This window comes from Streptomyces sp. KL109B (assembly GCF_030766935.1).
Lineage (GTDB): Bacteria > Actinomycetota > Actinomycetes > Streptomycetales > Streptomycetaceae > Streptomyces.
Genome location: NZ_JASERL010000013.1, coordinates 22,642 through 47,521, shown reverse-complemented (window position 1 = coordinate 47,521; position 24,880 = coordinate 22,642). Strand labels below are relative to the sequence as shown.

Annotated in this window: 22 protein-coding genes; 7 read left to right on the top strand and 15 right to left on the bottom strand. The window is 71.2% G+C overall.

Features of this window, described 5'->3' with window-relative positions; translation table 11 throughout:
• Positions 1 to 22 precede the first annotated feature (22 nt).
• A complete protein-coding gene (locus RBJ65_RS33750; RefSeq protein ID WP_306319177.1) occupies positions 23 to 1,042 on the top strand; it encodes a bile acid:sodium symporter family protein in 1,020 nt (339 codons plus the stop codon).
• A 120-nt stretch (positions 1,043 to 1,162) separates the two neighbouring features.
• Here the strand turns inward: RBJ65_RS33750 and RBJ65_RS33745 are convergent, their stop codons facing one another.
• The 5 genes from RBJ65_RS33745 to argC are packed head-to-tail and all read right to left on the bottom strand — an operon-like array spanning position 1,163 to position 6,054.
• Complete coding sequence (locus tag RBJ65_RS33745; RefSeq protein WP_306319178.1) at positions 1,163 to 1,726, bottom strand: arginine repressor; 564 nt, start codon at positions 1,724 to 1,726, stop codon at positions 1,163 to 1,165.
• A gap of 17 nt (positions 1,727 to 1,743) precedes the next feature.
• Positions 1,744 to 2,943, bottom strand: coding sequence for an acetylornithine transaminase (locus RBJ65_RS33740; RefSeq protein WP_306319179.1), 1,200 nt, complete (start codon positions 2,941 to 2,943; stop codon positions 1,744 to 1,746).
• Complete coding sequence (gene argB / locus RBJ65_RS33735; RefSeq protein ID WP_306319180.1) at positions 2,940 to 3,881, bottom strand: acetylglutamate kinase; 942 nt, start codon at positions 3,879 to 3,881, stop codon at positions 2,940 to 2,942. The genes RBJ65_RS33740 and argB overlap by 4 nt, the downstream gene beginning before the upstream one ends.
• Positions 3,878 to 5,029: a bifunctional glutamate N-acetyltransferase/amino-acid acetyltransferase ArgJ gene (gene argJ / locus RBJ65_RS33730; protein ID WP_306319181.1), complete on the bottom strand. Its 1,152-nt coding sequence runs from the start codon at positions 5,027 to 5,029 to the stop codon at positions 3,878 to 3,880. Before argJ ends, argB begins: the two co-directional genes overlap by 4 nt.
• Positions 5,026 to 6,054, bottom strand: a complete 1,029-nt coding sequence (gene argC / locus RBJ65_RS33725; protein WP_306319182.1) for an N-acetyl-gamma-glutamyl-phosphate reductase — start codon at positions 6,052 to 6,054, stop codon at positions 5,026 to 5,028. The genes argJ and argC overlap by 4 nt, the downstream gene beginning before the upstream one ends.
• 164 nt (positions 6,055 to 6,218) lie before the next feature.
• On the opposite strand from argC, the gene RBJ65_RS33720 reads away from it, so the two are divergent.
• The gene (locus tag RBJ65_RS33720; RefSeq protein WP_306319183.1) at positions 6,219 to 7,211 is read left to right on the top strand and encodes an aldo/keto reductase; all 993 of its coding nucleotides are present in this window, start codon (positions 6,219 to 6,221) and stop codon (positions 7,209 to 7,211) included.
• Positions 7,212 to 7,325: 114 nt separating this feature from the next.
• Here RBJ65_RS33720 and RBJ65_RS33715 read toward each other — a convergent pair whose 3' ends face one another.
• Positions 7,326 to 9,815, bottom strand: coding sequence for an alpha-L-arabinofuranosidase C-terminal domain-containing protein (locus RBJ65_RS33715; RefSeq protein WP_306319184.1), 2,490 nt, complete (start codon positions 9,813 to 9,815; stop codon positions 7,326 to 7,328).
• 123 nt (positions 9,816 to 9,938) lie between these two features.
• Here RBJ65_RS33715 and RBJ65_RS33710 point away from each other — a divergent pair, with 123 nt between their 5' ends.
• Complete coding sequence (locus RBJ65_RS33710) at positions 9,939 to 10,418, top strand: DUF6314 family protein (protein ID WP_306319185.1); 480 nt, start codon at positions 9,939 to 9,941, stop codon at positions 10,416 to 10,418.
• 78 nt (positions 10,419 to 10,496) lie between these two features.
• Here RBJ65_RS33710 and RBJ65_RS33705 read toward each other — a convergent pair whose 3' ends face one another.
• Both RBJ65_RS33705 and RBJ65_RS33700 read right to left on the bottom strand, forming a co-directional pair.
• Positions 10,497 to 10,931 (bottom strand): GNAT family N-acetyltransferase, encoded by a 435-nt coding sequence (locus RBJ65_RS33705; RefSeq protein ID WP_306319186.1) that lies wholly within the window; start codon positions 10,929 to 10,931, stop codon positions 10,497 to 10,499.
• A 10-nt stretch (positions 10,932 to 10,941) separates the two neighbouring features.
• On the bottom strand, positions 10,942 to 12,411 hold the full coding sequence (locus tag RBJ65_RS33700; RefSeq protein ID WP_306319187.1) for a PLP-dependent aminotransferase family protein: 1,470 nt from the start codon (positions 12,409 to 12,411) through the stop codon (positions 10,942 to 10,944).
• Between RBJ65_RS33700 and RBJ65_RS33695 the strand changes: the two genes are divergently transcribed.
• Positions 12,410 to 13,402, top strand: a complete 993-nt coding sequence (locus RBJ65_RS33695; RefSeq protein WP_306319188.1) for a DMT family transporter — start codon at positions 12,410 to 12,412, stop codon at positions 13,400 to 13,402. The genes RBJ65_RS33700 and RBJ65_RS33695 overlap by 2 nt on opposite strands.
• An 80-nt stretch (positions 13,403 to 13,482) precedes the next feature.
• Positions 13,483 to 13,680: a DUF1918 domain-containing protein gene (locus RBJ65_RS33690; RefSeq protein ID WP_306319189.1), complete on the top strand. Its 198-nt coding sequence runs from the start codon at positions 13,483 to 13,485 to the stop codon at positions 13,678 to 13,680.
• On the opposite strand, the gene RBJ65_RS33685 is transcribed toward RBJ65_RS33690, so the two are convergent.
• Positions 13,667 to 14,881 carry a glycoside hydrolase family 10 protein gene (locus RBJ65_RS33685; RefSeq protein ID WP_306319190.1) on the bottom strand — a complete coding sequence of 405 codons (1,215 nt, stop codon included), beginning with the start codon at positions 14,879 to 14,881 and terminating at the stop codon, positions 13,667 to 13,669. The genes RBJ65_RS33690 and RBJ65_RS33685 overlap by 14 nt on opposite strands.
• A 246-nt stretch (positions 14,882 to 15,127) precedes the next feature.
• Between RBJ65_RS33685 and RBJ65_RS33680 the strand changes: the two genes are divergently transcribed.
• Complete coding sequence (locus RBJ65_RS33680; RefSeq protein WP_306319191.1) at positions 15,128 to 15,988, top strand: 3-hydroxybutyryl-CoA dehydrogenase; 861 nt, start codon at positions 15,128 to 15,130, stop codon at positions 15,986 to 15,988.
• A gap of 193 nt (positions 15,989 to 16,181) precedes the next feature.
• The gene (locus RBJ65_RS33675; protein WP_306319192.1) at positions 16,182 to 16,442 is read left to right on the top strand and encodes a hypothetical protein; all 261 of its coding nucleotides are present in this window, start codon (positions 16,182 to 16,184) and stop codon (positions 16,440 to 16,442) included.
• 31 nt (positions 16,443 to 16,473) lie between these two features.
• On the opposite strand, the gene RBJ65_RS33670 is transcribed toward RBJ65_RS33675, so the two are convergent.
• From RBJ65_RS33670 to RBJ65_RS33645, 6 genes are all read right to left on the bottom strand, one after another.
• On the bottom strand, positions 16,474 to 17,004 hold the full coding sequence (locus tag RBJ65_RS33670) for an NUDIX hydrolase (RefSeq protein ID WP_306319193.1): 531 nt from the start codon (positions 17,002 to 17,004) through the stop codon (positions 16,474 to 16,476).
• 72 nt (positions 17,005 to 17,076) lie between these two features.
• Complete coding sequence (locus RBJ65_RS33665; protein ID WP_306319194.1) at positions 17,077 to 18,417, bottom strand: transcriptional regulator; 1,341 nt, start codon at positions 18,415 to 18,417, stop codon at positions 17,077 to 17,079.
• Positions 18,418 to 18,703: 286 nt separating this feature from the next.
• Positions 18,704 to 19,789, bottom strand: a complete 1,086-nt coding sequence (locus RBJ65_RS33660) for a PP2C family protein-serine/threonine phosphatase (protein WP_372341281.1) — start codon at positions 19,787 to 19,789, stop codon at positions 18,704 to 18,706.
• Positions 19,790 to 19,982: 193 nt separating this feature from the next.
• Entirely contained in the window at positions 19,983 to 22,484 is a 2,502-nt protein-coding gene (pheT, locus tag RBJ65_RS33655; protein WP_306319195.1) for a phenylalanine--tRNA ligase subunit beta, read from the bottom strand.
• The gene (gene pheS, locus RBJ65_RS33650) at positions 22,484 to 23,608 is read right to left on the bottom strand and encodes a phenylalanine--tRNA ligase subunit alpha (RefSeq protein WP_306319196.1); all 1,125 of its coding nucleotides are present in this window, start codon (positions 23,606 to 23,608) and stop codon (positions 22,484 to 22,486) included. Before pheS ends, pheT begins: the two co-directional genes overlap by 1 nt.
• Positions 23,609 to 23,748: 140 nt before the next feature.
• A complete protein-coding gene (locus tag RBJ65_RS33645) occupies positions 23,749 to 24,864 on the bottom strand; it encodes an ATP-binding protein (RefSeq protein ID WP_306319197.1) in 1,116 nt (371 codons plus the stop codon).
• Positions 24,865 to 24,880 lie beyond the last annotated feature (16 nt).

The following is a 24,880-nucleotide window of genomic DNA, read 5'->3' as shown; positions in this document are numbered from 1 at the left end:
CTCTCCCCCGGCGGAGACCCCGGTGGAGCCCGCCCCGTCGGCCGGGTCCGCCGACCGTGCCGCGCGGCTCGCGGTCACCGTCTTCCCTGTGCTCGTCCTTGTGGCGGGTGCCTGGGGTCTCGCCTCCCCGGGCACCTTCGCCTCGTGGGGCACGAACGTGCCTTATCTGCTGGGCGTCGTGATGTTCTGCATGGGGCTCACCATGACCCTCACCGACTTCAAGGGCGTCGCACAGCGGCCCTGGGCGGTGGGGCTCGGGCTTGTCGCGCACTACGTGATCATGCCAGGGCTCGGCTGGGTGATCGCCCACGCGCTCGGTCTGTCCCCGCAGTTGGCGGCCGGTGTCATCCTCGTCGGCTGCGCTCCCAGCGGCACGGCGTCCAACGTCGTGACGTATCTGGCGCGCGGCGACGTCGCTCTGTCGGTGTCCGTCGCGACCGTCTCCACGGTGCTGGCGCCGCTGATCACGCCGCCGTTGACGCTGCTGCTCGCGGGCGAGTACCTGCCGGTGGACGCCGGGTCGATGATGACGGACATCCTCAAGACCGTGCTGCTCCCGGTGATCGCGGGGCTGGTCGTACGTCTTGTGCTCGGCCGGTTCGTCGACCGGCTGCTGCCCGTGCTGCCGTGGCTGTCCGCGCTGACGATCGCCGTGATCGTGGCGGTGGTGGTGGCGGGGAGTGCCGATGCGATCAAGTCGGCGGCGGCGCTGGTCATGGTGGCGGTGGTGCTGCACAACGGGCTGGGTCTTGCGCTCGGTTATGGGGCCGGGAAGCTCGGTCGGCTCGGTAAGCCGGCGTCGCGGGCCATGGCCTTCGAGGTCGGTATGCAGAACTCGGGGCTTGCGGCTTCCCTGGCCACGGCCCACTTCAGCCCGCTCGCGGCGCTGCCCGCCGCGGTGTTCTCCGTGTGGCACAACGTGTCGGGGGCGTTGGTGGCGGCGTGGATGTCGTATCGGGCGCGGGCGGCCGAGCGGGGCGCGGAGGCGTCGGCGGGCGCGGAGGCGTCGGCGGGCGCGGAGGCGTCGGCGGACGCGCGGTAGAGGCCGGGGCTCCGCCCCGGACCCCGCTCCTCAAACGCCGGAGGGGCTGGATTCACCCGCCGGAAGGGCTGGAATTGCCCTCCGGCGGGGCTGGATCGGCCGGGGTACCGAGCGGAGCGGCTAGTGGTTGTTCTGGGCCAGGCGGAGCATGTGGTCGGCGAGGGACTGGCCGCCCGCCGGGTCGCGGCTGATGAGCATCACCGTGTCATCGCCGGCGATCGTGCCGAGGATGACGTGGAGTTCGGCCTGATCGATGGCCGAGGCGAGGAACTGGGCCGCGCCCGGCGGGGTGCGCAGGACCACCAGGTTCGCCGAGGCCTCCGCCGAGATGAGCAGTTCCCCGGCGAGGCGGCGCATCCGCTCCTCCTTGGCGGATTCGCCGAGGGGGGCCTGCGGGGTGCGGAAGCCGCCTTCGCTGGGCACGGCGTAGATCAGCTCACCGCCGGTGTTGCGGATCTTGACCGCGCCCAGTTCGTCGAGGTCGCGGGAGAGCGTGGCCTGGGTGACCGTGAGGCCGTCGTCGGACAGCAGTTTCGCCAACTGGCTCTGGGAGCGCACGGGTTGGCGGTTGAGGATGTCCACTATCCGGCGGTGCCGCGCGGCGCGGGTCTGCGGCACCGCGGCCGCCGCCGCGTGTGCGAGGTTCGTGGCCGCGGCTACGTCTCTCTCCGCTTTGCTGCTCATCGTCGTCGTCCCATTCCTCAGGATCGTCCTTCGTCCTCGGCTGCCGTGTCCAGTACGGCGGGCAGCGCCGCGAGGAACGCGTCCGCCTCGGCGTCGGTCAGGTTCAGCGGCGGCATCAGCCGGACGACGTCGGGTGCGGGCGCGTTCACCAGGAGGCCCGCGTCCTGGGCCGCCTGCTGCACCTGCGGTGCGCGCGGCCCGGTGAGCACGATACCCAGCAGCAGGCCCTCGCCCCGTACATGGCTGGCCAGGGGGTGTCCGAGCGCCTCGACGCCGGACTTGATGCGCTCGCCGAGCGCCTTGGTGTTCTCCAGGAGTCCTTCGCCCGCGATGGTGTCGAGGACGGCGAGGCCCGCCGCGCAGGCGACCGGGTTGCCGCCGAAGGTCGTGCCGTGCTGGCCGGGCTTCAGCAGCTTGGCCGTCTCGCCGAAGGCGATGGTGGCGCCGAGCGGGAGACCGCCGCCGAGGCCCTTGGCGAGCGTCACGACGTCGGGCTCGATGCCCTCCTCCGCCTGGTACGCGAACCAGTGCCCGGTCCTGCCGACGCCGGTCTGCACCTCGTCGAGCACGAGCAGGGTGCCGGTGGCGCGGGTGATCTCGCGGGCCGCCTTGAGGTAGCCGGCGGGCGGTACGACCACGCCGTTCTCGCCCTGGATCGGCTCGATGATGACGAAGGCCGTGTCCTCCGTGACCGCCGACCTGAGCGCGTCCGCGTCTCCGTACGGGACGTGCGTGACGTCGCCGGGCATCGGCGTGAAGCCGTCCTGCTTTCCGGGCTGTCCTGTCAGGGCGAGGGAGCCCATGGTGCGGCCGTGGAAGCCGCCGGTGGTGGCGACCATGTGCGTACGGCCCGTGAGCCGGCCGATCTTGAACGCGCCCTCGTTGGCCTCGGCGCCCGAGTTGCAGAAGAAGACGGCGCCGTCCCGGCCGAAGAGCTGGAGGAGCCGCTCGGCGAGGGCGACGGGCGGTTCGGCGACGAAGAGGTTGGAGACGTGGCCGAGGGAGGCGATCTGGGTGGAGACCGCTTCGACGATCGCCGGGTGGGCGTGGCCCAGCGCGTTGACCGCGATGCCGCCGACGAAGTCCAGGTACTCCTTGCCGTCGGCGTCCCACAGCTTGGCGCCCGCGCCCTTGGCGAGGGGCAGCCTGGGGGTGCCGTAGTTGTTCATCAGGGCGCCCTGCCAGCGCTGGGTCAGTTCCGCGTTCGTCCCGGTCATGATGGATCCCCCTGATTCGGCTGTTCCGCGTCGGCCATGACCATCGTGCCGATGCCTTCGTCGGTGAAGATTTCCAGCAGGATCGAGTGCTGGACCCGGCCGTCGATGACGCGGGCGGTGTGCACGCCGTTGCGCACGGCGTGCAGGCAGCCCTCCATCTTCGGGACCATGCCGCTCGCCAGCTCCGGGAGCAGCTTTTCGAGTTCGGTGGCGGTGAGCCTGCTGATGACCTCGTCGGAGTGCGGCCAGTCCTCGTAGAGGCCCTCGACGTCGGTCAGCACCATCAGCGTCTCGGCGTCCAGCGCAGCAGCGAGTGCCGCAGCCGCCGTATCAGCATTGACGTTGTAGACATGCGAGTCGTCCTGGGAGCGGGCGATCGAGGAGACGACCGGGATGCGGCCGTCGGCGAGCAGGGCCTCGATGGCGCCGGTGTCGATCTCGGTGATCTCGCCGACGCGGCCGATGTCGACCAACTCGCCCTCGATGCGGGGCTGGTGCTTGGTGGCGGTGATGGTGTGCGCGTCCTCGCCGGTGATGCCGACGGCGAGCGGTCCGTGCTGGTTGAGCAGGCCGACCAGTTCGCGCTGCACCTGTCCGGCGAGCACCATCCGTACGACGTCCATGGCGTCCTCGGTGGTGACCCGCAGGCCCGCCTTGAACTCGCTGACGATGCCGTGCCGGTCGAGCGCCTTGCTGATCTGCGGGCCGCCGCCGTGCACCACGACCGGCTTGAGTCCGGCGTGGTGCAGGAAGACGACGTCCTGTGCGAACGCGGCCTTCAACTCCTCGTCTACCATGGCGTTTCCGCCGAATTTGATGACGACGGTCTTGCCGTGGTGCCGGGTCAGCCAGGGCAGCGCCTCGATGAGGGTCTGCGCCTTGGGGAGCGCCGTGTGTTTGCGGGCGGAGGCCGGCTTGCTGTCCTTGGTCTCGCTCATGAGCTGTACGCGCTGTTCTCGTGGACGTAGTCGGCGGTCAGGTCGTTGGTCCAGATCGTCGCGGTCTCGGTGCCCGCGGCGAGGTCGGCGGTGACGACGACCTCCCGGTAGCGCATGTCGACCTTCTCGCGGTCCTCGCCGACGCCGCCGTTCTTGCAGACCCAGACGCCGTTGATCGCGACGTTCAGCTGGTCCGGCTCGAAGGTGGCCTGCGTGGTGCCGATGGCGGACAGGACGCGGCCCCAGTTGGGGTCCTCGCCGTGGATGGCGCACTTGAGGAGGTTGTTCCGGGCGATGGAGCGGCCCACCTCGACGGCCTCGTCCTCGCTCGCGGCGTTGATCACCTCGACCTTGATGTCCTTGCTTGCGCCCTCGGCGTCGCCGATGAGCTGCCTGCCGAGGTCGTCGCAGACGAGCCGGACGGCCGTGGCGAACTCCTCGTACTCGGGGGTGACTTCGGCGGCGCCGGAGGCGAGAAGGAGCACCGTGTCGTTCGTCGACATGCAGCCGTCGGAGTCGACGCGGTCGAAGGTGACGCGGGTGGCGTCGCGCAGCGCCTTGTCGAGGGTCTCGGTGTCGAGGTCGGCGTCCGTGGTGAGGACGACGAGCATGGTGGCGAGGCCGGGGGCGAGCATGCCCGCGCCCTTGGCCATGCCGCCGACGGTCCAGCCGTCGCCCTGGTGCACGGCCGTCTTGTGCACGCTGTCGGTGGTCTTGATGGCGATGGCGGCCTTCTCGCCGCCGTGCTCGGAGAGCTGGGCGGCGGCCTTGTCGACGCCCGGCAGCACCTTGTCCATGGGCAGCAGCTCGCCGATGAGGCCGGTCGACGCGACGGCGACCTCCCCGGCGTTGACCTCCAGGACCTCGGCGACCTTCTCGGCGGTGGCGTGGGTGTCCTGGAAGCCCTTGGGGCCCGTGCAGGCGTTGGCGCCACCGGAGTTGAGGACGACGGCGGAGACGAGGCCGCCCTTGAGTACCTGCTCGGACCACAGGACCGGGGCCGCCTTGACGCGGTTGGAGGTGAACACGCCCGCGGCCGCCTGGCGGGGGCCGCGGTTGACCACGAGGGCCAGGTCCGCGTTCCCGCTGTTCTTGATTCCGGCGGCGATGCCCGCGGCCTGGAATCCCTTGGCTGCCGTCACACTCACGGCGCGACTCCGATCGTCGAGAGCCCGGTGGTCTCGTCGAGACCGAGGGCGATGTTCATGGATTGAATGGCACCGCCGGCGGTGCCCTTGGTCAGGTTGTCGATCGCGGCGATGACGATGACGCGGCCGGCCGCCTCGTCGTACGCGACCTGGATCTGCGCCGCGTTCGACCCGTACACGGCGGCCGTCTGCGGCCACTGCCCTTCGGGCAGCAGGTGCACGAACGGCTCCTCCCCGTACGCCTTCTCGTACGCGGTCCGTACGGCGTCGAGCGTCACGCCCGGCTTGGCCTTGGCGCTGCACGTGGCGAGGATGCCGCGGGGCATCGGCGCGAGCGTCGGCGTGAAGGAGACGGAGACCCGCTCCCCCGCCGCGGCGCTGAAGTTCTGGATCATCTCGGGGGTGTGCCGGTGGACACCGCCCACGCCGTACGGCGACATGTTCCCCATGACCTCGCTGCCGAGCAGGTGCGGCTTGGCCGCCTTGCCCGCGCCGGAGGTGCCGGAGGAGGCGACGATCACGGCCTCGCTCTCCACGATCCCGGCGGCGTACGCGGGGACGAGGGCGAGCGAGACGGCCGTCGGATAGCAACCGGGAACCGCGATGCGCTTGGACCCCTCCAGCGCGGCGCGGCCACCCGGCAGTTCGGGAAGGCCGTACGGCCAGGTGCCGGCGTGCGGGGAGCCGTAGAACCTCTCCCAGTCGCCCGCGTCCGTCAGCCGGAAGTCGGCCCCCATGTCGACCACGAGGACGTCCGGGCCGAGCTGCTCGGCCACGGCGGCGGACTGCCCGTGCGGCAGCGCGAGGAACACGACATCGTGCCCGGCGAGCACCTCCGTCGTGGTCTCCTGGAGGACTCGGTCGGCGAGCGGGTGGAGGTGCGGCTGGAGAGCGCCCAGGCGCTGCCCCGCGTTCGAGTTGCCCGTCAGGGCGCCGATCTCCACCTCGGGGTGCGAGAGCAGCAGGCGCAGCACTTCGCCGCCCGCGTATCCACTCGCTCCCGCCACTGCTGCGCGTACCGCCATGGAACCCTCCTCTTGGATGGCATGACTATACGTCGCCGTGCACGTTTATGCAATCGTGTGGCGGCGGGGCCTCCGCTTGGCCTGGAGCGCACTCCAAGCCATAGCGTCGACGACGGCGCACCGCACCGGCGTCACCACAGGACCACCACAGGAGGCAGCACCCCATGTCGAACCTTCCCACTCGCCGCCTGGGCGCGCTCACCGTCTCCGCGCAGGGCCTGGGCTGCATGGGCATGAGCCATGGCTTCGGCCCGTCCGACGACGAGCAGTCGATCGGCACCATCCACCGCGCCCTGGACCTCGGTGTCACCCTGCTCGACACGTCGGACTTCTACGGCCAGGGGCACAACGAGGAGCTGATCGGCCGGGCCCTCACCGCGCCCGGCCGCCGTGAGCAGGCCGTCCTGGCGACGAAGTTCGGCTTCGCCAACAAGCTGGGCGACCCGACGGAGATCCGCGGCGACGCGGCCTACGTCCGCCAGGCGTGCGAGGCCTCGCTGCGCCGGCTCGGCGTCGACCACATCGACCTGTACTACCTGCACCGTGTCGACCGGAGCGTGCCCATCGAGGAGACCGTGGGCGCCATGGCCGAGCTGGTCGAGGCGGGCAAGGTCCGCCACCTCGGCCTCTCGGAGGCGGGCGCAGACACGCTGCGGCGGGCGTCCGCGACGCATCCGATCGCGGCGCTGCAGAGCGAGTTCTCGCTGTGGACGCGCGACCTGGAGGCGGAGGTCCTGCCGGTGTGCCGGGAGCTGGGCATCGGGCTCGTACCGTTCTCGCCGCTGGGGCGCGGCTTCCTCACCGGCGCCTACAAGTCGACGGAGCAGTTCAAGGAGGGCGATCTGCGCCGCACCCAGCCGCGCTTCACGGACGGCAACCTGGAGCGCAACCTCGCGATCGTCGAGCGCCTGGAGGAGCTGGCGGCCAAGAAGGGCGTCACGGCGGGCCAGTTGGCGCTCGCCTGGGTGCAGCACCAGGGCGACGACGTGGTGCCGATCCCCGGCACCCGCCGCCAGAAGTACCTGGAGGAGAACGTCGCGGCCGCCACGCTTGAGCTGTCGGCGGACGACCTGGCCGCGATCGACGCGGCGGCCCCGGCGGGCGAGGTGGCCGGTGACCGCTACGACGCGGGCAGCATGAAGTACGTGAACGGCTGACGGTCGCGCCGCTCCGTACGGCGAGCGTGGCGCGCGCGGCGACGGGGGTCCCGGCCGCTCCCCTCCTCGCCGCCGGGCACCGCGCGCGCCAACTCACCGCAGGATCCGAGGGGTTCAGCCCTTCTTGATCCTCAGGAACGTCACCGAGTTCCCCGGGAAGGTGTACGTGAACCTGTCGCTCACCCCGTCGAACGTCGACGTCACCGGCCGCACGGGCCGCTCGGTCGCCGTGTTCTCCGCGTCCGGCGCCGCGCTGAGCGTCGTGACGGCCGCCGAGTCCGCGACGTCGGCGCCGCCGAGGTCGACCTTCGTACGGGCCGCGGAGTCCTGGGCGTTGACGACCTTGACGATGAGGTCGCCGGTCTTCTTGTCCTCGGTGACGACCTGGCGGAACGGCTCGGCCGGCTTGTCGTCCTTGAAGGAGCCCCACTCCTGGCCGTCGAGGTAGAGGGTGACCTGGCGGCCGCGCACCTTGATGTCGATGTCGTAGGCGCGCCCTGTCTCGATCGAGCCGGCTTTGGAGACGAGCGTCGACTTGCCGCCGTTCACGGCCTGTTCGACGGCGGACGAGGTGTTGTTCCAGCCGCCGAGGTTCCACCAGTAGTAGTTGCCGGTGTCCTTGACGCCGAAGGCGACAAGGAAGCCCTCCTTGCCGGACTTCTTGGTGGCCTTCACGTGCAGGTCGTAGTCCTGCCAGCTCGGGTCGCCGGCGGTGACCAGGGTGTTCTCGGCGGCCGCGTCGGACTGCACGTACTGCCCGTCCTGGACGCTCCAGCTCCCCTTGCCGCTGCCGGTCCACTGTCCGGCGTCGCCGCTGAAGTCGTCGCTCAGCAGCGTCTTCCCGTCGGCGTCCGTCACCTTTACGTCGTCGTACGCGGCGCTGGTCGCCCAGGTGGACAGGCCCACGGCGCCGGTGATGGGTTCGAGGGTCGAGGGGGTGGCGGTGGCCTTCGAGGGGACGACCTGGTCGCCGACGTTGCGCATGAAGAGCTTCTGCACCTCGTAGTCGGCCGAGCCCCAGGACTTCTGGTCGTTGAACCAGATCATGTCGGGCTTCCACTGCACGGTGTCGGTGCGCGCGAACAGCGGCGCGTAGGAGGCGAGTTTGACGACGTCAGCGTTGCGTTCGAGGCCCGTCATGTAGGCGGCCTCGGACATCGCGTTGGTCCACTGGTTGCCGAGCGAGGCGTACTCGCCGAGGAAGACCTTGGGGCCCTGCCGGTCGTAGGAGTCGTAGCGCTCGTTGTTCTGGAGGAACCACTGCGGGCTGTTGTAGTAGTGCTCGTCGACCATGTCGACCTTGGCGTCCTTGTTGAGCTTCCACGCCGTGTCGAAGGTCGTGCCGCTGTCGTCGGGGCCCGAGTTGGAGATGACCTCGACGTTCGGGTACTTGGCGGCGATGGCGGCGCGGAACTGCTTGAAGCGGGCGAAGAACTCGTTGGGAAGGTTCTCTTCGTTGCCGACTTCGAGGTGGGTGAGGTGGAAGGGCTTGGGGTGGCCCATGTCGGCGCGGAGCTTGCCCCACTTGGTGCTGGTCGGGCCGTTGGCGAACTCGATGAGGTCGAGGGTGTCCTGGATGTGCCGATGGAGCAGTGCGTCGTCGTCGGTGGCCTTGTTCTGGCCGCAGCCGGTGACGAGCGCGGGGACGACGGGCAGCGGCATCGCGCCGATGTCCTCGGCGAACTGGAAGTACTCGTAGTAGCCGAGGCCGTAGCTCTGGTTGTAGCCCCAGAAGTTGGCGTTGGTGGCGCGCTGCTCGACCGGTCCTACGGTGTCCTTCCACTGGTACGAACGCTTGCGCTCGTAGCCGGAGGCCGCGTCGTACCCCTTCATGGAGCCGGTGTTGACCAGGCAGCCGCCGGGGAAGCGCACGAAGCCCGGCTTGAGGTCGGCGACCTTCTCCGCCAGGTCCTTACGTAGACCGTTCTTGTGCCCCTTGTAGGTGTCGCGCGGGAACAGCGACACCATGTCGAGCGCGGCGTCCTTCGTGGTGGCGACGGTGAGGCGGCCGGTGGTGGTGTCCTGGCTCGGCGTGAACGTCGCCCTGTACTGGGCCCAGCCGCCGCGCGTGCGCACCTTGCGGGGCGTCGCGAGCGCACCGTCGGCGTCCCCGAGGGTCACGGTCAGCTCGGCGTCGCCGCGCGCCCACACCGAGAAGTCGTACGTGGCACCCTTCTGGAGGGTGTAGCCGGTGCCGTAACCGGAGTTGGTGGCACTCGAACCGGCGGCGAGCGAGAGGTAGTTGCGGTTGCGGGCGTTCAGCCGTCCGTCGTCGTCGGCGACCTTCGCGGTGCCGGTGGTCTTCCAGGCGGTGAGCGGGGTGTAGGCGCCGTTGTCGGCGGTGGAGTACTCGAAGGATCTGTTCTGTACGAGTTCGGCGTAGAGGCCGCCGTCCGCGGCGCGGTTGATGTCCTCGAAGAAGACGCCGTACATCGTGTCGTCGATGGCCGCGCCCGAGCGGGCCGGGTCGACGGTGACGGAGTAGTCGGTGACGTCGGAGGTGTCGGGGGCGTCGGGGGCTTCCGCCGCCGACGACGGCAGTACTGCCGCGCCCACCAGCAGGGAGCCCACCGCGGCCCCGAGCCCTAATCTCCAGTGCCTCATACGCGCTCCCTAGGTTACTTGTTGTTCGATATCTCGTACGTCGTCCTAAACTGCGAACGGCAAGATAGAAAGCAGCGGTACGCGCGTCAACGGTTCGCGCAGAGGTGAGCGGGAGTGGTGTGCGTGACGGAGGAACTCTGGCCGGTTTCCGACGTGTTGGCGTTCCTGGCGGGGCGCTGGCGGGTCGAGCGGACGGTGCGGGACCTCGCGGCCGACGTGACGGGGACGTTCAGCGGGACGACCGATTTCACGGCCGAGTCCACGGCCGGGTCCACGGCCGGGTCCCCGGCCGAGGGCGGCGGGCTGCTGCACTTCGAGTCGGGGACGTTCGAGTGGCACGGGGTCGCGCGGCCCGCGGAGCGGACGCTGCGCTATCTACCGGGGGCGGACGGGGACGGCACCGCCGTGGTGCGCTTCGCCGACGGACGCTTCTTCCACGACCTGGACCTGCGGACGGGGCACCACGTGGCGGACCATCCGTGTTCGGCGGACCTGTATCGCGGCGAGTTCACCGTGTACGACGCCGATCGGTGGCGGACGGTGTGGCGGGTGAAGGGGCCGGCGAAGGACCTCCGGCTGGTGACGGAGTACCGCCGGGCGTGACCGTGTCCGTGGCGGTCAGCCGTGGGTACGGCCACGGGGCTCCGCCCCGGACCCCGCTGCGCAATCGCCGCAGGGGCTCTAAGCGGTGAAGTACAGCGCCATCCACTGCTCCGGCTTCTCCAGGGGCTTGAAGCCCACCTCCTCGTACACGCCGTGCGCGTCCTGCGTCGCCAGGAGGACCCGGCGGATGCCGAGCGGCTTGAGGTGGTCGCGGACGGCCGTGACCATGGCCTTACCGATGCCCTTGCCCCGAGCGGAGCGGTCCACGTAGACGTCGCAGAGCCAGGCGAACGTGGCGCCGTCCGTGATCACGCGCGCGTACGCGACCTGTTGCCCCGAAGCGGTGTCGTAGACGCCGAAGTTGAGGGATCCGGCGACCGCCTTGTCCTGCGTGGCGCGCGGGCGGTCGAGGGCCCAGTAGGCGTCCTCGGAGAGCCACGCGTGGACGCGGTCCGCGTCGAGTCGGGCGGGGTCGGTGGAGAGCTCGTAGCCGTCGGGCAGTGTGCTGGTCATCCGGGGATCCTCACAGGTCGGACGCGTGCGCGTCGAGCCGATTCGGGCCCAGCACCTCGGCGCAGGCCGCGTTCAGGCGGCGTACGCCCTCGGTCAGCTCGGCGGTCGTCGCGACGCCCACGAAGCTCAGCCGGACGTGCGGCGCCGGGGGTTCGGCCGAGAAGTACGGGCGCCCGGGGGCGACCGCGACGCCCGCGCGCAGGCCGCCCGCGACGAGCGCGGCCTCGTCGCCGCCCTCCGGGAGGCGGAGCCACAGGTGGTAGCCGCCGGCCGGGACGTGCGTGAGGTCGAGCGCGGGCAGGTCCGCGGTGACGGCGGCGGCGAGGATGTCGCGCCGCGACCTCAACTCGCCCGCCAGCGTACGCAGATGGCGGGGCCAGGCCGGGGAGCCGACGAGTTCGAGCGTGGCCTCCTGGAGGGGGCGCGGCACGAAGAGGTGGTCGACGACCTGGATCGCGCGCAGCCGTTCGAGGACCGGTCCGCGCGCGGCGAGGCAGCCGATGCGCAGGCTCGGCGACGTCGCCTTGGTGAGCGAGCAGACGTGCACCACCACACCGTCCGGGTCGTCGCTCGCCAGCGGCCTCGGCAGCGGCCCCGCGTCCTCGTGCACGAGGCGGCGCACGAAGTCGTCCTCGACGATGAACGCGCCCGCCTCCCGCGCGATCCGCAGCACTTCGGGGCGGCGGTCGGGGGCGAGCATCGCGCCCGTCGGGTTCTGGAACAGCGGCTGGCACACGAAGAGCTTGGCGCCGCTCGCCTTGAAGGCCCGCGCGAGGAGTTCGGGGCGCACCCCGTCCCGGTCCACCGGCACCGGCACCGGCCGAAGCCCCGCCGCCCGCGCGATCGCCAACATGCCGGGGTACGTGGGCGATTCGACGAGGACGGGGGCGCCGGGCGGGGCGAGCGCGCGCAGCGCCGTCGTGAGGGCCGACTGACCGCCGAAGGAGATCAGCACGTCGGACGCGGAGACGGCGCCGCCGATGCCGCGTGCGAACCACTCGCGCAGTTCGGGCAGCCCGTCGACCGGCGGCTTCGCCCACGCGCCGGGGCGGCGTCCGGCCCGCGCGAGGGCGGCGGACAGGGCGGCGCCCGGCTGCAGCACCGGGTGCAGATAACCGGTGTTGAGCTCGATCACGCCGGGTGGCGGCGGCGCGAGCGTCACCAGGACCCCGGCCGCGTCGACCGCGCGCGGCACGACCTCGGTCGCGGCGTCCGCGCTCAGCGCGACCTCCTGCCAGGAGGTGTCGCCGACGGGCCCGGTCGCGGCGCGCGCCTCGGCACGGAAGGCACCGGCTCCGGGCCGGGTGACGACGAGGCCCTCCGCGGCGAGCTGCGCGAGCGCCCGCGAGACCGTCACCGGGCTCACCTTGAAGCGGTCGACGAGGGAGCGGCTCGACGGCAGCTTTTCACCCGGCGAGTAGCGGTTCAGCTCGGATCGGAGCTGTTTCGCCAGTTCACCCACGCTGCTACTCTGTTGCATGAGAGCACAGAATAGCGCTACCACACCGATTCGGGTAGCAGTTGCCGACCGGCCGACCCCCTCGGCGGCCCAGCCGGGGTCGAACCGACCAGGGTCGAACCAGCCGGGGTCGAGTGGGAGCAAGGCCGGGTCGACGAAGCTCGTCGGCACCCTGCTCGCCGCCGTCGCCGTCACGTCCTTCTCGCTCACCTTCCCCGCCACCGCCTGGGGCCTCGAGGGCTTCGGCCCGTACTCGCTGATCAGCGTGCGCTGCGTGCTGGCCGCGCTCGTCGCGGGCACCTGCCTGCTGGCGCTGCGCGTACGCCCTCCGCAGCGGCGGCACTGGGCGGGGCTCGCCATCGTCGCGTCCGGGGTGGTGCTCGGCTTCCCGCTGCTCACCACGCTCGCCCTTGAGACGGCGACGACCGCGCACTCCGCCGTCGTGGTCGGCCTGTTGCCGCTGACCACGGCCGTCTACTCCTCGATACGCACCGGCTCCCGACCCTCGCGCGCCTTCTGGGTCGCGGCGTGCGCGGGCGCGGCGGCGGTCATCGCGTTCACGGTGCAGCAGAGCGGCGGCGCCCTCACGCGGGCCGACCTGTTCCTGTTCGCGGCGCTGCTGATCTGCGCGGCGGCCTACGCGGAGGGCGGCCGGCTCGCGTCCCTGATGCCGGGCTGGCAGGTCATCGCGTGGGCGCTCGTGCTGTGTCTGCCGCTCGCCGTGGCGGGGGCCGCGCTCTCACTCCCGTACGAGACCGTGCACCTGACCGGGCACGCGATGGCGGGGCTGCTGTGGGTGGCGGTCGGCGCGCAGTTCCTCGGCCTGGTCATCTGGTACAAGGGCATGGCGATGATCGGAGTCCCGAAGGCGAGCCAACTCCAGCTCGCCCAGCCGCTGTTGACGCTCGTGTGGTCGGTCGTCCTGCTCGGCGAGGCACTGCCGGTGGCGGCGCCGCTGACGGCGGTGGCGGTCCTGCTGTGCATCGCGGTCACCCAGCGCGCGCGTGGCTGAGACGGGTCCCAACCCCCGCGCGCCGCCGTACACTTGCCGCAACGCACGGCACGTACGGCACGTCGAGGAGGTCACTCCTGATGCGCGCAACCGTAGGCGACCAGCTCCTGGTGCACGGCCGGATCGTCGGTCAGCACGACCGGGTGGCGCAGATCATCGAAGTGCTCGGCGCGGACGGCGATCCGCCGTTCCGCGTCCGGTTCGAGGACGGCCACGAGGCGATCATGTCGCCGGGCCCGGACGCGGTGGTCCGGCACCCCACCGTCAAGAAGGCCTGACCCGGTCGTAGTGGTCCTCGACCACGCGGGCCATCGCGCCGATCCGGTCCTGCCCGACCTCCTTGGCCGAGAAGAACACGTGTCCGCGCACCTCAGGGAAGCCGTCCGCGAACGTGAGGTGCCGGGACAGCTCGGCCGGGTCCTGCCAGGCGGCGGGCTGCGCCGGGTCGCCCGCCTTGTAGAGCGCCTCGCCGATGTAGAGGCGCACGCCCGTGCCGCGTACGGCATCGGCCCACCACGGCACGAGCTTCGCGTAGTCGGCGGCGGCGAAACCGACATTCCAGTAGACCTGCGGACATACATAATCAATCCACCGCTCGCGCACCCACTTACGGGTGTCCGCGTGCAGGTTGTCGTAGGTCTGCACGCCTGCCGTGGTGTCGGAGCCCAGCGGGTCGGTGGCCTTGTTCCGCCACACCCCGAAGGGGCTTATGCCGAACCGGCAGCGGGGCCTCGCCTTCTTGATGCGCGCCGCCATCTCCTGGATCAGCCGGTCGATGTTGTCCCGCCGCCAGGCCGCCTTGTCCGGGAAGTCACCGCCGTACGTCTCGTACGTCGCGTCGTCGTCGAAGACCTGGCCGACGACGGGGTACGGGTAGAAGTAGTCGTCGAAGTGCACGGCGTCCACCGGGTACTTCTCGACCGCGTCCAGCATCGCGTCCACGACGAAGCGGCGGACCTCCGGGATGCCGGGGTTGTAATAGAGCTTCCCGCCGTACGCCACGACCCACTCGGGGTGCAGGCGGGCCGGGTGCGTGGGGACGAGGCGGCTGGGGTCGATGTGGTTGGCGATCCGGTACGGATTGCACCAGGCGTGCAGTTCCAGGCCGCGCGCGTGCGCCTCCGCCACCGCCGTGCCCAGCGGGTCCCAGCCGGGGTCCTGGCCCTGGGTGCCGGTGAGGACCTGGGACCACGGCTCGTACTCGGACGGCCACAGCGCGTCGGCGGTCGGCCGGATCTGGAAGATCACCGTGTTCAGCCGGCGGCGTACGGCGGTGTCCAGATGCGCGATCAGCTCGGCGCGCTGCTCGTCGGCGCTCAGGCCCGCCCGCGAGGGCCAGTCCCGGTTCGCGACCGTGGCCAGCCACATGCCCCGCAGCTGCCGCCGCACCGGCACCGATGAGGCGACGGCGTCCCCCGCCGTCAGCGCGCTCAGCGCGAGGGCCGCGCCGAGCGTGAATCCGCGCCGCGAAAGGCGCACATGCCGTGACGGCTGACGTGCCGAATGACGTGACGGCTGACGTGCCGAATGACGTGAGATACGTCCCATAGTTCCCCCCAAGCCCCCTGTGACACGGTGTTGTCCGCATGAACAGCCGTTAACCCGGACTCCACCCCTCCCATGTCTACGGGGTAACGTGCGGTTCCGGAAGCCCCCGGAGAGACACTGTGCCCCTGGTACCGGTGATCCCGGACGATCAGCGAAAGGCACGAGGTGACGGACACCTTGAGTGACATCCAACGCGTCGGTGTGGTGGGTTGCGGCCAGATGGGCGCCGGGATCGCGGAGGTCTGCGCCCGCGCGGGCCTGGACGTGAAGGTGGCCGAGACCACCGGCGAGGCTTTGGAGTACGGCCGTACCCGGCTGCTCAGCTCGCTCGCGAAGGCGGCCTCGCGCGGCAAGATCACCGAGGAGGAGCTGGCGGAGACGCAGGAGCGGCTCACGTTCACCACGGACCTCGGCGAGTTCGCCGACCGGGACCTCGTCATCGAGGCGGTCGTCGAGAACGAGCAGGTGAAGACGGAGATCTTCCAGGTCCTCGACCAGGTCGTGACGCGGTCCGACGCGATCCTCGCGTCGAACACCTCCTCCATCCCGCTGGTGAAGCTGGCCGTGGCGACCTCCCGCCCGGACCACGTGGTCGGCATCCACTTCTTCAACCCGGCGCCGGTGCAGAAGCTCGTCGAGCTGATCCCGGCGCTCACCACGTCCGAGGGCACCATCAGCCGCGCCCAGGTCATGGTGGAGAAGACCCTCGGCAAGCACGCGATCCGCGCCCAGGACCGCTCGGGCTTCGTGGTGAACGCGCTGCTGGTGCCGTATCTGCTCTCCTCGATCCGGATGTTCGAGTCCGGCATCGCGAGCCGCGAGGACATCGACAACGGCATGGAGCTCGGCTGCGCGCACCCGATGGGCCCGCTCAAGCTCTCCGACCTGATCGGCCTCGACACCATCGTCTCCATCGCGGACTCGATGTACGAGGAGTACAAGGAGCCGCTGTACGCCGCTCCCCCGCTGCTGCAGCGGATGGTCGACGCGGGCCGGCTCGGCCGCAAGTCCGGCTCGGGTTTCTACACCTACGCCTGACCACGCACCGTAATCCGCGAGTGGGCCCTGTGTTCTTCGGAGCACAGGGCCCACTGCGTTCGCACGGGGTGCGCGCGGCTGACTCGCATATGCCTTTCGCACACGCTCCCGCCGCGCCCACCAGGCGAGTTGACTTCCGATACGTACATCAGTGACGACGCGCTGATGTCACGCACAAGGAAGGAGCACACTCGTGACCACCGACCCGGAGAATCCAGTGGTCCTCCCCGAAGAACTCGCAGAGTTACGACGGGTCTTCGAGGTCCGACTGGCCCGCATCGACGGTCAACTGGCCTTGCACACACACCGCGACGACCAGACCGCGAAGGATCAGGACGATCTGAGCAGTCGGGTCAGCGCGCTCGAGAACACCCGCTGGCCCCTGCCCACGGTGGCCGCGCTGACCTCGGTCGGCGCGCTCGCCATCGCGGTGTGGCAGGCACTCGGTCACTAGGCCGTCCGGCCTGTGGGCCCGGGAGGGGGCCCTAACCGAGATTCAGGTGGTGCAGGAGAAGCAGTGCGGCCGCCATATTGGCGGCCGGGACCTCTCCGCGAGCGATCATGTCGGGGACGAGTTTGAGATGGACCCATTCCCTGCGGTCCGACTCGAAGTCGTCCTGGGGGTGGCCGATGTACGTTCCCTCGTCGGTCCAGTAGATGTGGTGCCGGGCGTCCGTGAGGCCGTTGGACGGTTCGACGCTCATGAGATGCCGCAGCGGTCCCGGCCGCCAGCCGGTCTCCTCCTCCAATTCCCTCGCCGCCGCGTACGCGATGTCCTCCCCGTCCTCGACGACGCCCGCGGCGAGTTCCCAGCCCCAGCTGTCGGTGATGAAGCGGTGCCGCCACAGCAGGAGCACTTCGTGCGCCTCGTTGACGATCGTGGCGACCGCCACGGGGCGAAGACGTATGACGAAGTGGTCGAGGTGCCGGCCGTCCGGTAGGGCGACGTCTGCCAGGTTGACGCTGAACCACCGGTTTGCATACACAGTTTGTTCGTTCTGTTTCGTCCACTGCACGGTTCTGCCACCTTCCGCCGAGTTGATGGCAATATCGCAGCAGTGGCGTTCGCGGGCTCCCCGCGCAAAGGCTCACAGCGGGACGCGCAGCGCTCCGTCGATGAGTTCGGCGGCCTCGGCCGTACCAGCGCATCCGCTGCGTACGAGGTGCTCGCGGACGGCCCGGAGTCTGTCGCGCAGACGCTGCGACTCCATCCCCCGAGCGGTCTCGGCCATTTCCACGGCGGTGGCCACGGCTTGTTCCGCGTTCCCCTGTCTGAGCTGGATCTGGCTCAGCACGGCGAGCCGGTGCACACGACCCCGATCGTGCGCCGGGGTGTGCACCGCCTCCTGCGCGTGCTCCTTCGCGGCGGCGTAGTCACCGAGGCTCAACAGGGCCTCCGCCACCTGTACGTTGACGAATCCGGGCTGCACGTAACCCGTCTCGTCCGGTTCGTGCCCGCGCCGGATGCGGTCGGCGGCGGACTCGGCACGCCGGATGCACTCCAGGGCGCTCGTGCCGTCACCGAGGTGCGCGTACGCCTTCGCCTGCATCGCGTACAGATCGGAGGCGAGCGCGGGCGAGATGTGCCGCCCGGCGGCGCGCAGCGCGGCCTCCGCGAAGGCGACGGCCTGCCGGTGGTCGCGCATGTGCAGCGACTGGTTGACGAGGAGCGCGATGACGTACGCCCCAAGTCCCCTGTCCCCGCTGGCCTTTGCAAGGCGCAGCGCCTGGTGGAAGTAGCGCTGCGCGAGCCCGTGCGCGTCCGAGTCGTACGCGCAGATGCCCGCGATGGCCACCAAGCCGCCCGTCGCGCGGTGCAGTTGGCGTCCGGTGTCGTCGGTGTAGCTGCCGCGAAGCAGCGGCGCCGCCTCGGTGTTGAGGAAGCCGACGATGCGGCTGCGGGTCGCGATGCCGCCCGCCTTGCGGTACATCTGCTCGTAGTGGGCGCGGGCCGAGCGCATCATCTCCAGGTCGGCGATGCTCACCGGGTGGCGGCCGCCGCGCGACACGTCGTTGTCCTCCGGCGGGTTCTCCCACTCCCACACCGGCATCACGGCGGGGGTGCCGGTGACGGCGGGCGCGTCCAGGATGTGCCGGCGCTGCTGCTGGTCGGAGCGCCACAGCGCGGTCGCGCGCTCCACGAACCCGGACAGCGTGCTGATGTGCGAGGCGACCGGTTCGCAGGAGATGCCGAGGCCGATGTCGTCGAGGGTGACGTGCCGCTGGAGCCGCGCGGCGAGCACCTCGCAGATCAGGTCGGGCACCTGGCCACGCGGCCGCTGGCCCTTCAACCAGCGGGCCACGGCGGTGTGTTCGTAGCGGAGGGCGAGGCCGCGCGCCTTGCCCACCTGGTTGACGTGCGCCGCGAGTCCCGCGTGGGAGATCCCGGCCTCGTCGAGAATCGCGTCGAGCAGGGTGTTGGGCTGCATCGGAGCCTCCGTTGCCCTCCATTGGCTCGGTGTCCGCCAGCCTAATGGAGTCCGGTTCACACGGGGTGTGATCGGAATGCCCAAGTCCGTGGCGTGTGCGCGCTGTTGTGGCTGTTATGAACCGGGTTGACTGAACTGCCTCGAAAGAGGCCGGCCGGGCCGTCGGCTCCCCCTCGTACAGCGCGGCGGCCCGTTACCGCGTCGTCCGCCCGCTCGCCTGCCCGACACACTCCGCGACGGGCGGACGGCGCGCCCTCCGGCTACCGCTTCCTGACGAGGGGTCGGCTCAGAGCACCTTGTGGGCGGTGCGCAGAGCCGTCTCGGCGTGCTGGGCGGGCACCCTGCTCCGGTCGTTGCGCAGCACCAACAGCGCGGCGTCGTCGGCGAGACGGCCGCCGACGTGGCACAGGAGTCGGCTGTAGACGGCGTGGATGACGGCCTGCGGCACGACGGGCCCGTGGCGCACGGCGGTGGCGAGCGTGGAGCGCAGCGGGAAGAACCGGCCGCGCGGATCGCGGGCGTCCTCCAGGCCGTCGGTGTAGAGCAGCATCCCCTCGCCCGGCCGGATCCGCCCGCAGCGCACCGGCGGCAGCTCGGCGGGCAGCGGGAACGGGCCGAGCGGCGGCAGCGGATCGCCCCCGCTCATCGCCTCCACGCGGCGGGCGGCGCCCGGCCGCAGCAGATACGGCCACGGGTGACCGCAGTTGAGGGCGTACACCGCGCCGTCCCGCCGGATCTCCAGGAGCAGCACCGTCACGAACTCCTCGGCGAGCGGGTTCTCCGGTTCCCCGCCACCGGCGGAGGGGTGCTCGTCGCGGGCGCGCTGGCGCAGGTACCGGGCGTGTGCGCGCTCCAACCTCCGTAGCAGCGGCCCCAGTTCGTCCTCGTCGTGGGCGGCCTCGCGGAAGCTGCCGAGCACGGCGCCGACGGTGCCGACCGCGGCCAGGCCGTGTCCTCGTACGTCGCCCATGACGACGCGGACGCCGTGGTCGGTGGCCACGACGTCGTACAGGTCGCCGCCGATGCTGGCGCCGCGGTCGGCGGAGTGCTGTCCGGCGGCGAGCACGAGCCCGTCGAGCCGGGGCGGCGGCGGGCGAAGGAGCGCGGACTGGGCGGCGGTCGCGGCGGCCTGCGCGTCCCTCAACTCCCGCATGAGGCTGCCGCGTACGCGCAGTATCAGGCCGGTGCCGACGGCGAAGAAGACGGCGCTCGTCGTGATCCGCGCGCCGAACCCGTCCAGCTGCGCGAGCGGGCAGACGAGCTTGTACGTCATGGCGACGGCGCCCCACACGGTCGGCAGGCCCAGCATCAACGTGCGCCGGACGCGCCGGGGTTCGGCTCGGGTGGGTTCCGTTGTCTTCGTACGGATCATGCCGACGGCCCCCTCGGCCCAGTACAGCGCACGCCGGGTCGGCCCGGCGGCCGCAATGATTCTGTCGACCGCCTGCCCGTTCGGACCACGCCACAGAGAATCATCACCCGAATGAGTGAGGGAGGTCCCCGGAACCGCTGAGGGGCGTATCCGGTGTCCCGGATACGCCCCTCACGTGCGGCTTCGCGCGCCGTTACGCGCCGCGCAGCACCGCGCCCGTGCGCTCGGCGGCCAGCGCCACCGCGGCGTCGCGGGCGGCCGAGGCCTCGTCGACCTTCAGGGTGCGGTCGGCGGCCCGGAAGCGCAGCGCGTAGGCGAGCGACTTCTTGTCGGCGCCGAGCTGCTCCGCGTTCTCGTACACGTCGAACAGGCGCAGCGACTCAAGGAGTTCACCGGCGCCCTCGCGCAGCACCCGCTCGACCTCGCCCGCCGGGACCGTCTTGTCGACGACCAGCGCGACGTCCTGCGTGGCGACGGGGAACGTGGAGATCCGCGGCGCCTCGACCAGGCCGGTTCCGGCCTGCTCCAGGGCATCGAGGTCCAGCTCCATCGCGCAGGTGCGCTCGGGCAGGCTCAGCGCCTTGACGACGCGCGGGTGCAGCTCACCGGCGTGGCCGACCAACTGCTCGCCCACGTACAGGGCGGCGCAGCGGCCGGGGTGCCACGGCTCGTGCTGGGCGGCGCGGACCGTGAGCTCGACGTGCGCCTCGCGGGCGAGGGTGCGCGCGGCCTCGATCGCGTCGGCCCAGTCGGCGGGGCGGCCCTTGCCCCACCAGCCGGCCTGCTCGCGGGCGCCCGCGAGGACGACGGCGGCGTGCCGGGGCTGGGCGGGCAGCGCCGCGTCAAGGCCGGCGATCTCCTCGTCGGTCGGGCGGCGGTCGACGGGGAGGCGGACCGGGGCGGTCTCCTCGCCGGTCGGCCGGAAGACGAGGCCGGTCTCGAAGAGCGCCAGGTCGTGGCTGCCGCGGCCGTCGTTGCGACGCAGCGCGGTCAGCAGGCCGGGCAGCAGCGTCGTACGGAGCGCGGGCTCCTCGTCGCTGAGCGGGTTGATCAGCTTGACGACGGTGCGGCGCGCGTCGTCCGCCTCCAGGCCGAGCTGGTCGAAGACGCCCTCGCCGATGAAGGGGTAGTTGAGCGCCTCGACGTACCCGGCGCCGGCAAGCGCGCGGCCGACGCGGCGGTGCAGGCGCTGGCGCGCGGTCAGGCCGCGGCCCGCCGGGGGCTTCGGCAGCGTGGAGGGCAGGTTCTCGTAGCCCTCAAGGCGGATGACCTCTTCGGCGAGGTCGTTCGGGTCCGCGAGGTCGGGGCGCCAGGACGGCACGGTGACCGTCAGGGCGTCCTGCCCGTACACGTCGCAGCCGACCTCCTGGAGGCGGCGCACCACGGTCTCGCGGCCGTACGCCACGCCCGCCACCTTGTCGGGGTGGTCGGCCGGGATGGTGATGGTGTGCGGCCCGGACGGGGCGACGACCTCGGTGACCCCGGCTCCGGCGGTGCCGCCCGCGAGCAGCACGAGCAGGTCGACGGCGCGCTGGGCGGCGGCGGACGCGGCCTGCGGGTCGACGCCGCGCTCGAAGCGCTTGGACGCCTCGGAGGGCAGCTTGTGACGGCGCGCGGTGCGGGCGATGGAGACGGCGTCGAAGTGCGCGGCCTCGACGACGACATCGGTGGTCCCGGCGCCCTCCTCGTGGTCGGCGATCTCCGTGTTGGCGCCGCCCATCACGCCTGCGAGGCCGATCAGGCCGCGCTCGTCGGTGATGACCAGGTCCTCGGCGTCGAGCTTGCGCTTGACGCCGTCGAGGGTGGTGAGCGCCTCGCCCTGCTCGGCACGGCGGACGCCGATCGCGCCCTGGACCAGGGAGCGGTCGTAGGTGTGCAGCGGCTGGCCGAGCTCCATCATCACGTAGTTCGCGATGTCGACGGCGAGCGAGATCGGGCGCATGCCGACCTTCTGCAGGCGGCGCTGCAGCCAGATCGGGGAGCGCGCCTCGGGCTGCAGGCCGTTGACCGTACGCGCGGTGAACCGGTCGCAGCCGAGGCGGTCGGTGACCCGCACCGGGTAGCCGTCGGCGTTCGGCGTGGGCACGTCGAGGAGCGCCGGGTCGCGCAGCGGCAGGCCGTAGGCGATGGCGGCCTCGCGGGCGACGCCGCGCATGGACAGGCAGTCGCCGCGGTTGGCGGTGACGGCGATGTCGAGGACCTCGTCGATCAGTTCGAGCAGCTCGATGGCGTCGGTGCCGACCTCGTGCTCCGGCGGCAGCACGATGATGCCGTGCGTGCCGTCGTCGCCCATGCCCAGCTCGTCGCTGGAGCAGATCATGCCGTGCGAGGTCTTGCCGTACGTCTTGCGCGCGGAGATCGCGAAGCCGCCGGGCAGCTCGGCGCCGGGCAGGACCACGACGACCTTGTCGCCGACGGCGAAGTTCCGGGCGCCGCAGACGATCTCCTGCGGCTCACCGGTGCCGTTCTTGTCGCCGACGTCGACGGTGCAGAAGCGGATGGGCTTCTTGAAGCCCTCCAGCTCCTCGATGGTCAGCACCTGACCGACGACGAGGGGGCCCTTGAGGCCCGCGCCGAGCTGCTCGACGGTCTCGACCTCAAGGCCTGCGGACACCAGCTTGGCCTGCACGTCGCGGCCGGTCTCGGTGGCGGGGAGGTCGACGTACTCCCGCAGCCAGGAAAGCGGGATACGCATCAGATCTCCATCCCGAACGGCCGGGTGAAGCGGACGTCACCCTCGACCATGTCTCGCATGTCTTCGACGTTGTGGCGGAACATCAGCATCCGTTCGATGCCGAACCCGAAGGCGAATCCGCTGTACTTCTCGGGGTCCACACCGCAGGCGACGAGCACCTTCGGGTTGACCATGCCGCAGCCGCCCAGCTCGATCCAGCCCTCGGAGGAGCAGGTGCGGCAGGGGCGGTCGGGGTTGCCGACGGACTCGCCGCGGCACACGTAGCACACCATGTCCATCTCGGCGGACGGCTCGGTGAACGGGAAGAAGTTGGGCCGCAGCCGCGTCTTCATGTCGTCGCCGAAGAGCGCCTGGACCATGTGGTCGAGGGTGCCCTTGAGGTCGGCCATGGTCAGGCCCTCGTCGATGGCGAGGAGCTCGACCTGGTTGAAGACGGGGGTGTGCGTGGCGTCCAGCTCGTCGGAGCGGTACACGCGGCCGGGGCAGATCACGTAGACCGGCGGCTCGCGGTCCAGCATGGAGCGGATCTGCACGGGCGAGGTGTGCGTGCGCAGCACGACACCGGAGTCCTCGGCCTTCGCGTCGGCGCCCTGCACGAAGAACGTGTCCTGGGTGCCGCGCGCCGGGTGGTCCGGGCCGATGTTGAGCGCGTCGAAGTTGAACCACTCGGCCTCGATCTCCGGGCCCTCGGCGACCTCGTAGCCCATGGCCACGAAGACGTCCTCGATGCGCTCGGAGAGCGTGGTCAGCGGGTGCCGGGCACCGGCCTGGCGGCGGTCGTAGGGCAGCGTGACGTCCACGGCCTCCTCGACCAGGACGCGCGCGTCGCGCTCGGCCTCCAGCTCGGCCTGGCGGGCGGCGAGGCCCCGGCCGACGGCGGCGCGGGCCTGCCCGACGAGCTTGCCCGCGGCGGCCTTGGCCTGCGGCGGCAGCGCGCCGATCTCGCGGTTGGCGAGCGCCAGCGGCGAGGTACCGCCGGTGTGCGCGACCTTGGCCTCCTGAAGCGCCTCGAGCGAGTCCGCGGCGGCGAAGGCGTCGAGCGCCTCCTTCTGGACGCGCTCGATCTCTTCCGGTTTCAGTGCCTCGACCTCGACAGGGTCGTACGACTTGTTCGGTGCCGACATCTCTTCCCGTGCTTCCGATTGGCGTGGCTGATGGTCCCGCAGACGCGTTCGACGGCCGTCGAGTGGCGGGGACGCAAACGTGCCAAAGGACGAGTCTAACGGGGGTGAGGTGTACGAATGCGCCCGTGGGGCCCCGGTACTCAGCTGGTGAGATACGCCGGCGTCGCCACGGGCAACGTAAATCGAAACTCGGCGCCGCCACCGGGCGCCCGCCCCACGGTGATCGACCCGGCGTGGGCCTCCACGATGCCCTTGACGATGTAGAGGCCGAGGCCCGTGCCGCCGCGCTTGCTGCCCCGCCAGAAGCGGGTGAAGACGCGGTTCATGGACTCCTCCGGGATGCCGGGGCCTTCGTCGGACACGGTGACCGACGTGCCGGTGGGCGTGGTGGGCTCGACGTCAATGGTGACGGTTCCCTCGCCGTGCCGCACGGCGTTTTCCAGCAGATTGCTCAGGACCTGGTCGATCTTGTCCGGGTCGGCCCAGGGGTCGGGCAGCGGGTGCTGGACGCGCAGCAGGAACCGGTCGGCCGCCTGGCCCGCCGCGACGTGCGCCTGGATGTGCCGGGAGACGGCGGCCGCGATGTCGACGGGCTGGCGCCGAAGCTCAAGCCGCCCGGAGTCGATGCGCGAGATGTCGAGGAGCTCGGCGATCAGCCGCGTCACCCGGTTCGCGTCCGCGTCGACGGTCTCCAGCATCAGCCGCTTCTGCTCGTCCGTGAACCGTTCCCACTTGGCGAGCAGCGTCGCGGTGAAGCCCTTGACGGAGGTCAGCGGCGAGCGCAGCTCGTGGGCGACGGTGGCGATCAGCTCGGCGTGGCTTCGTTCGGTACGTCGCCGGGCCTCGGTGTCCCTGATCGACACGACGACGCGGTGCACGGGCCCGGTCGGCCGGTCGCGCACATAACGCGCGGTGACCAGGACCTCCCGGCCGCCGGGCAGCAGCAGGTTCCGCTCGGGCTGTCCGGCGCGCGTCGCGAGCCCGTCGTACGGGTCGGTGAGCTGCCACCAGCGCCGCCCTTCGAGGTCCTCTAACGGAAGGGCACGTTCGAGCGGTGCGTCGAGGGCGGATTCGGCCCGGACGGCGGTGATCCGCTCCGCGGCGGCGTTGAAGCAGATGACGCGGCCGCGCTCGTCCGCGACGACGAGTCCGTCGGGCAGGTCGTCGGGGTGGACGCCGAGGGCGGCGAGCTCGTCGGCCCCGGACGCGCCGGCACCGGCCGGCCCGCGCGCACCGCTGCCGTTGACGACGCTCATCTCCCGCGCTCCCCCT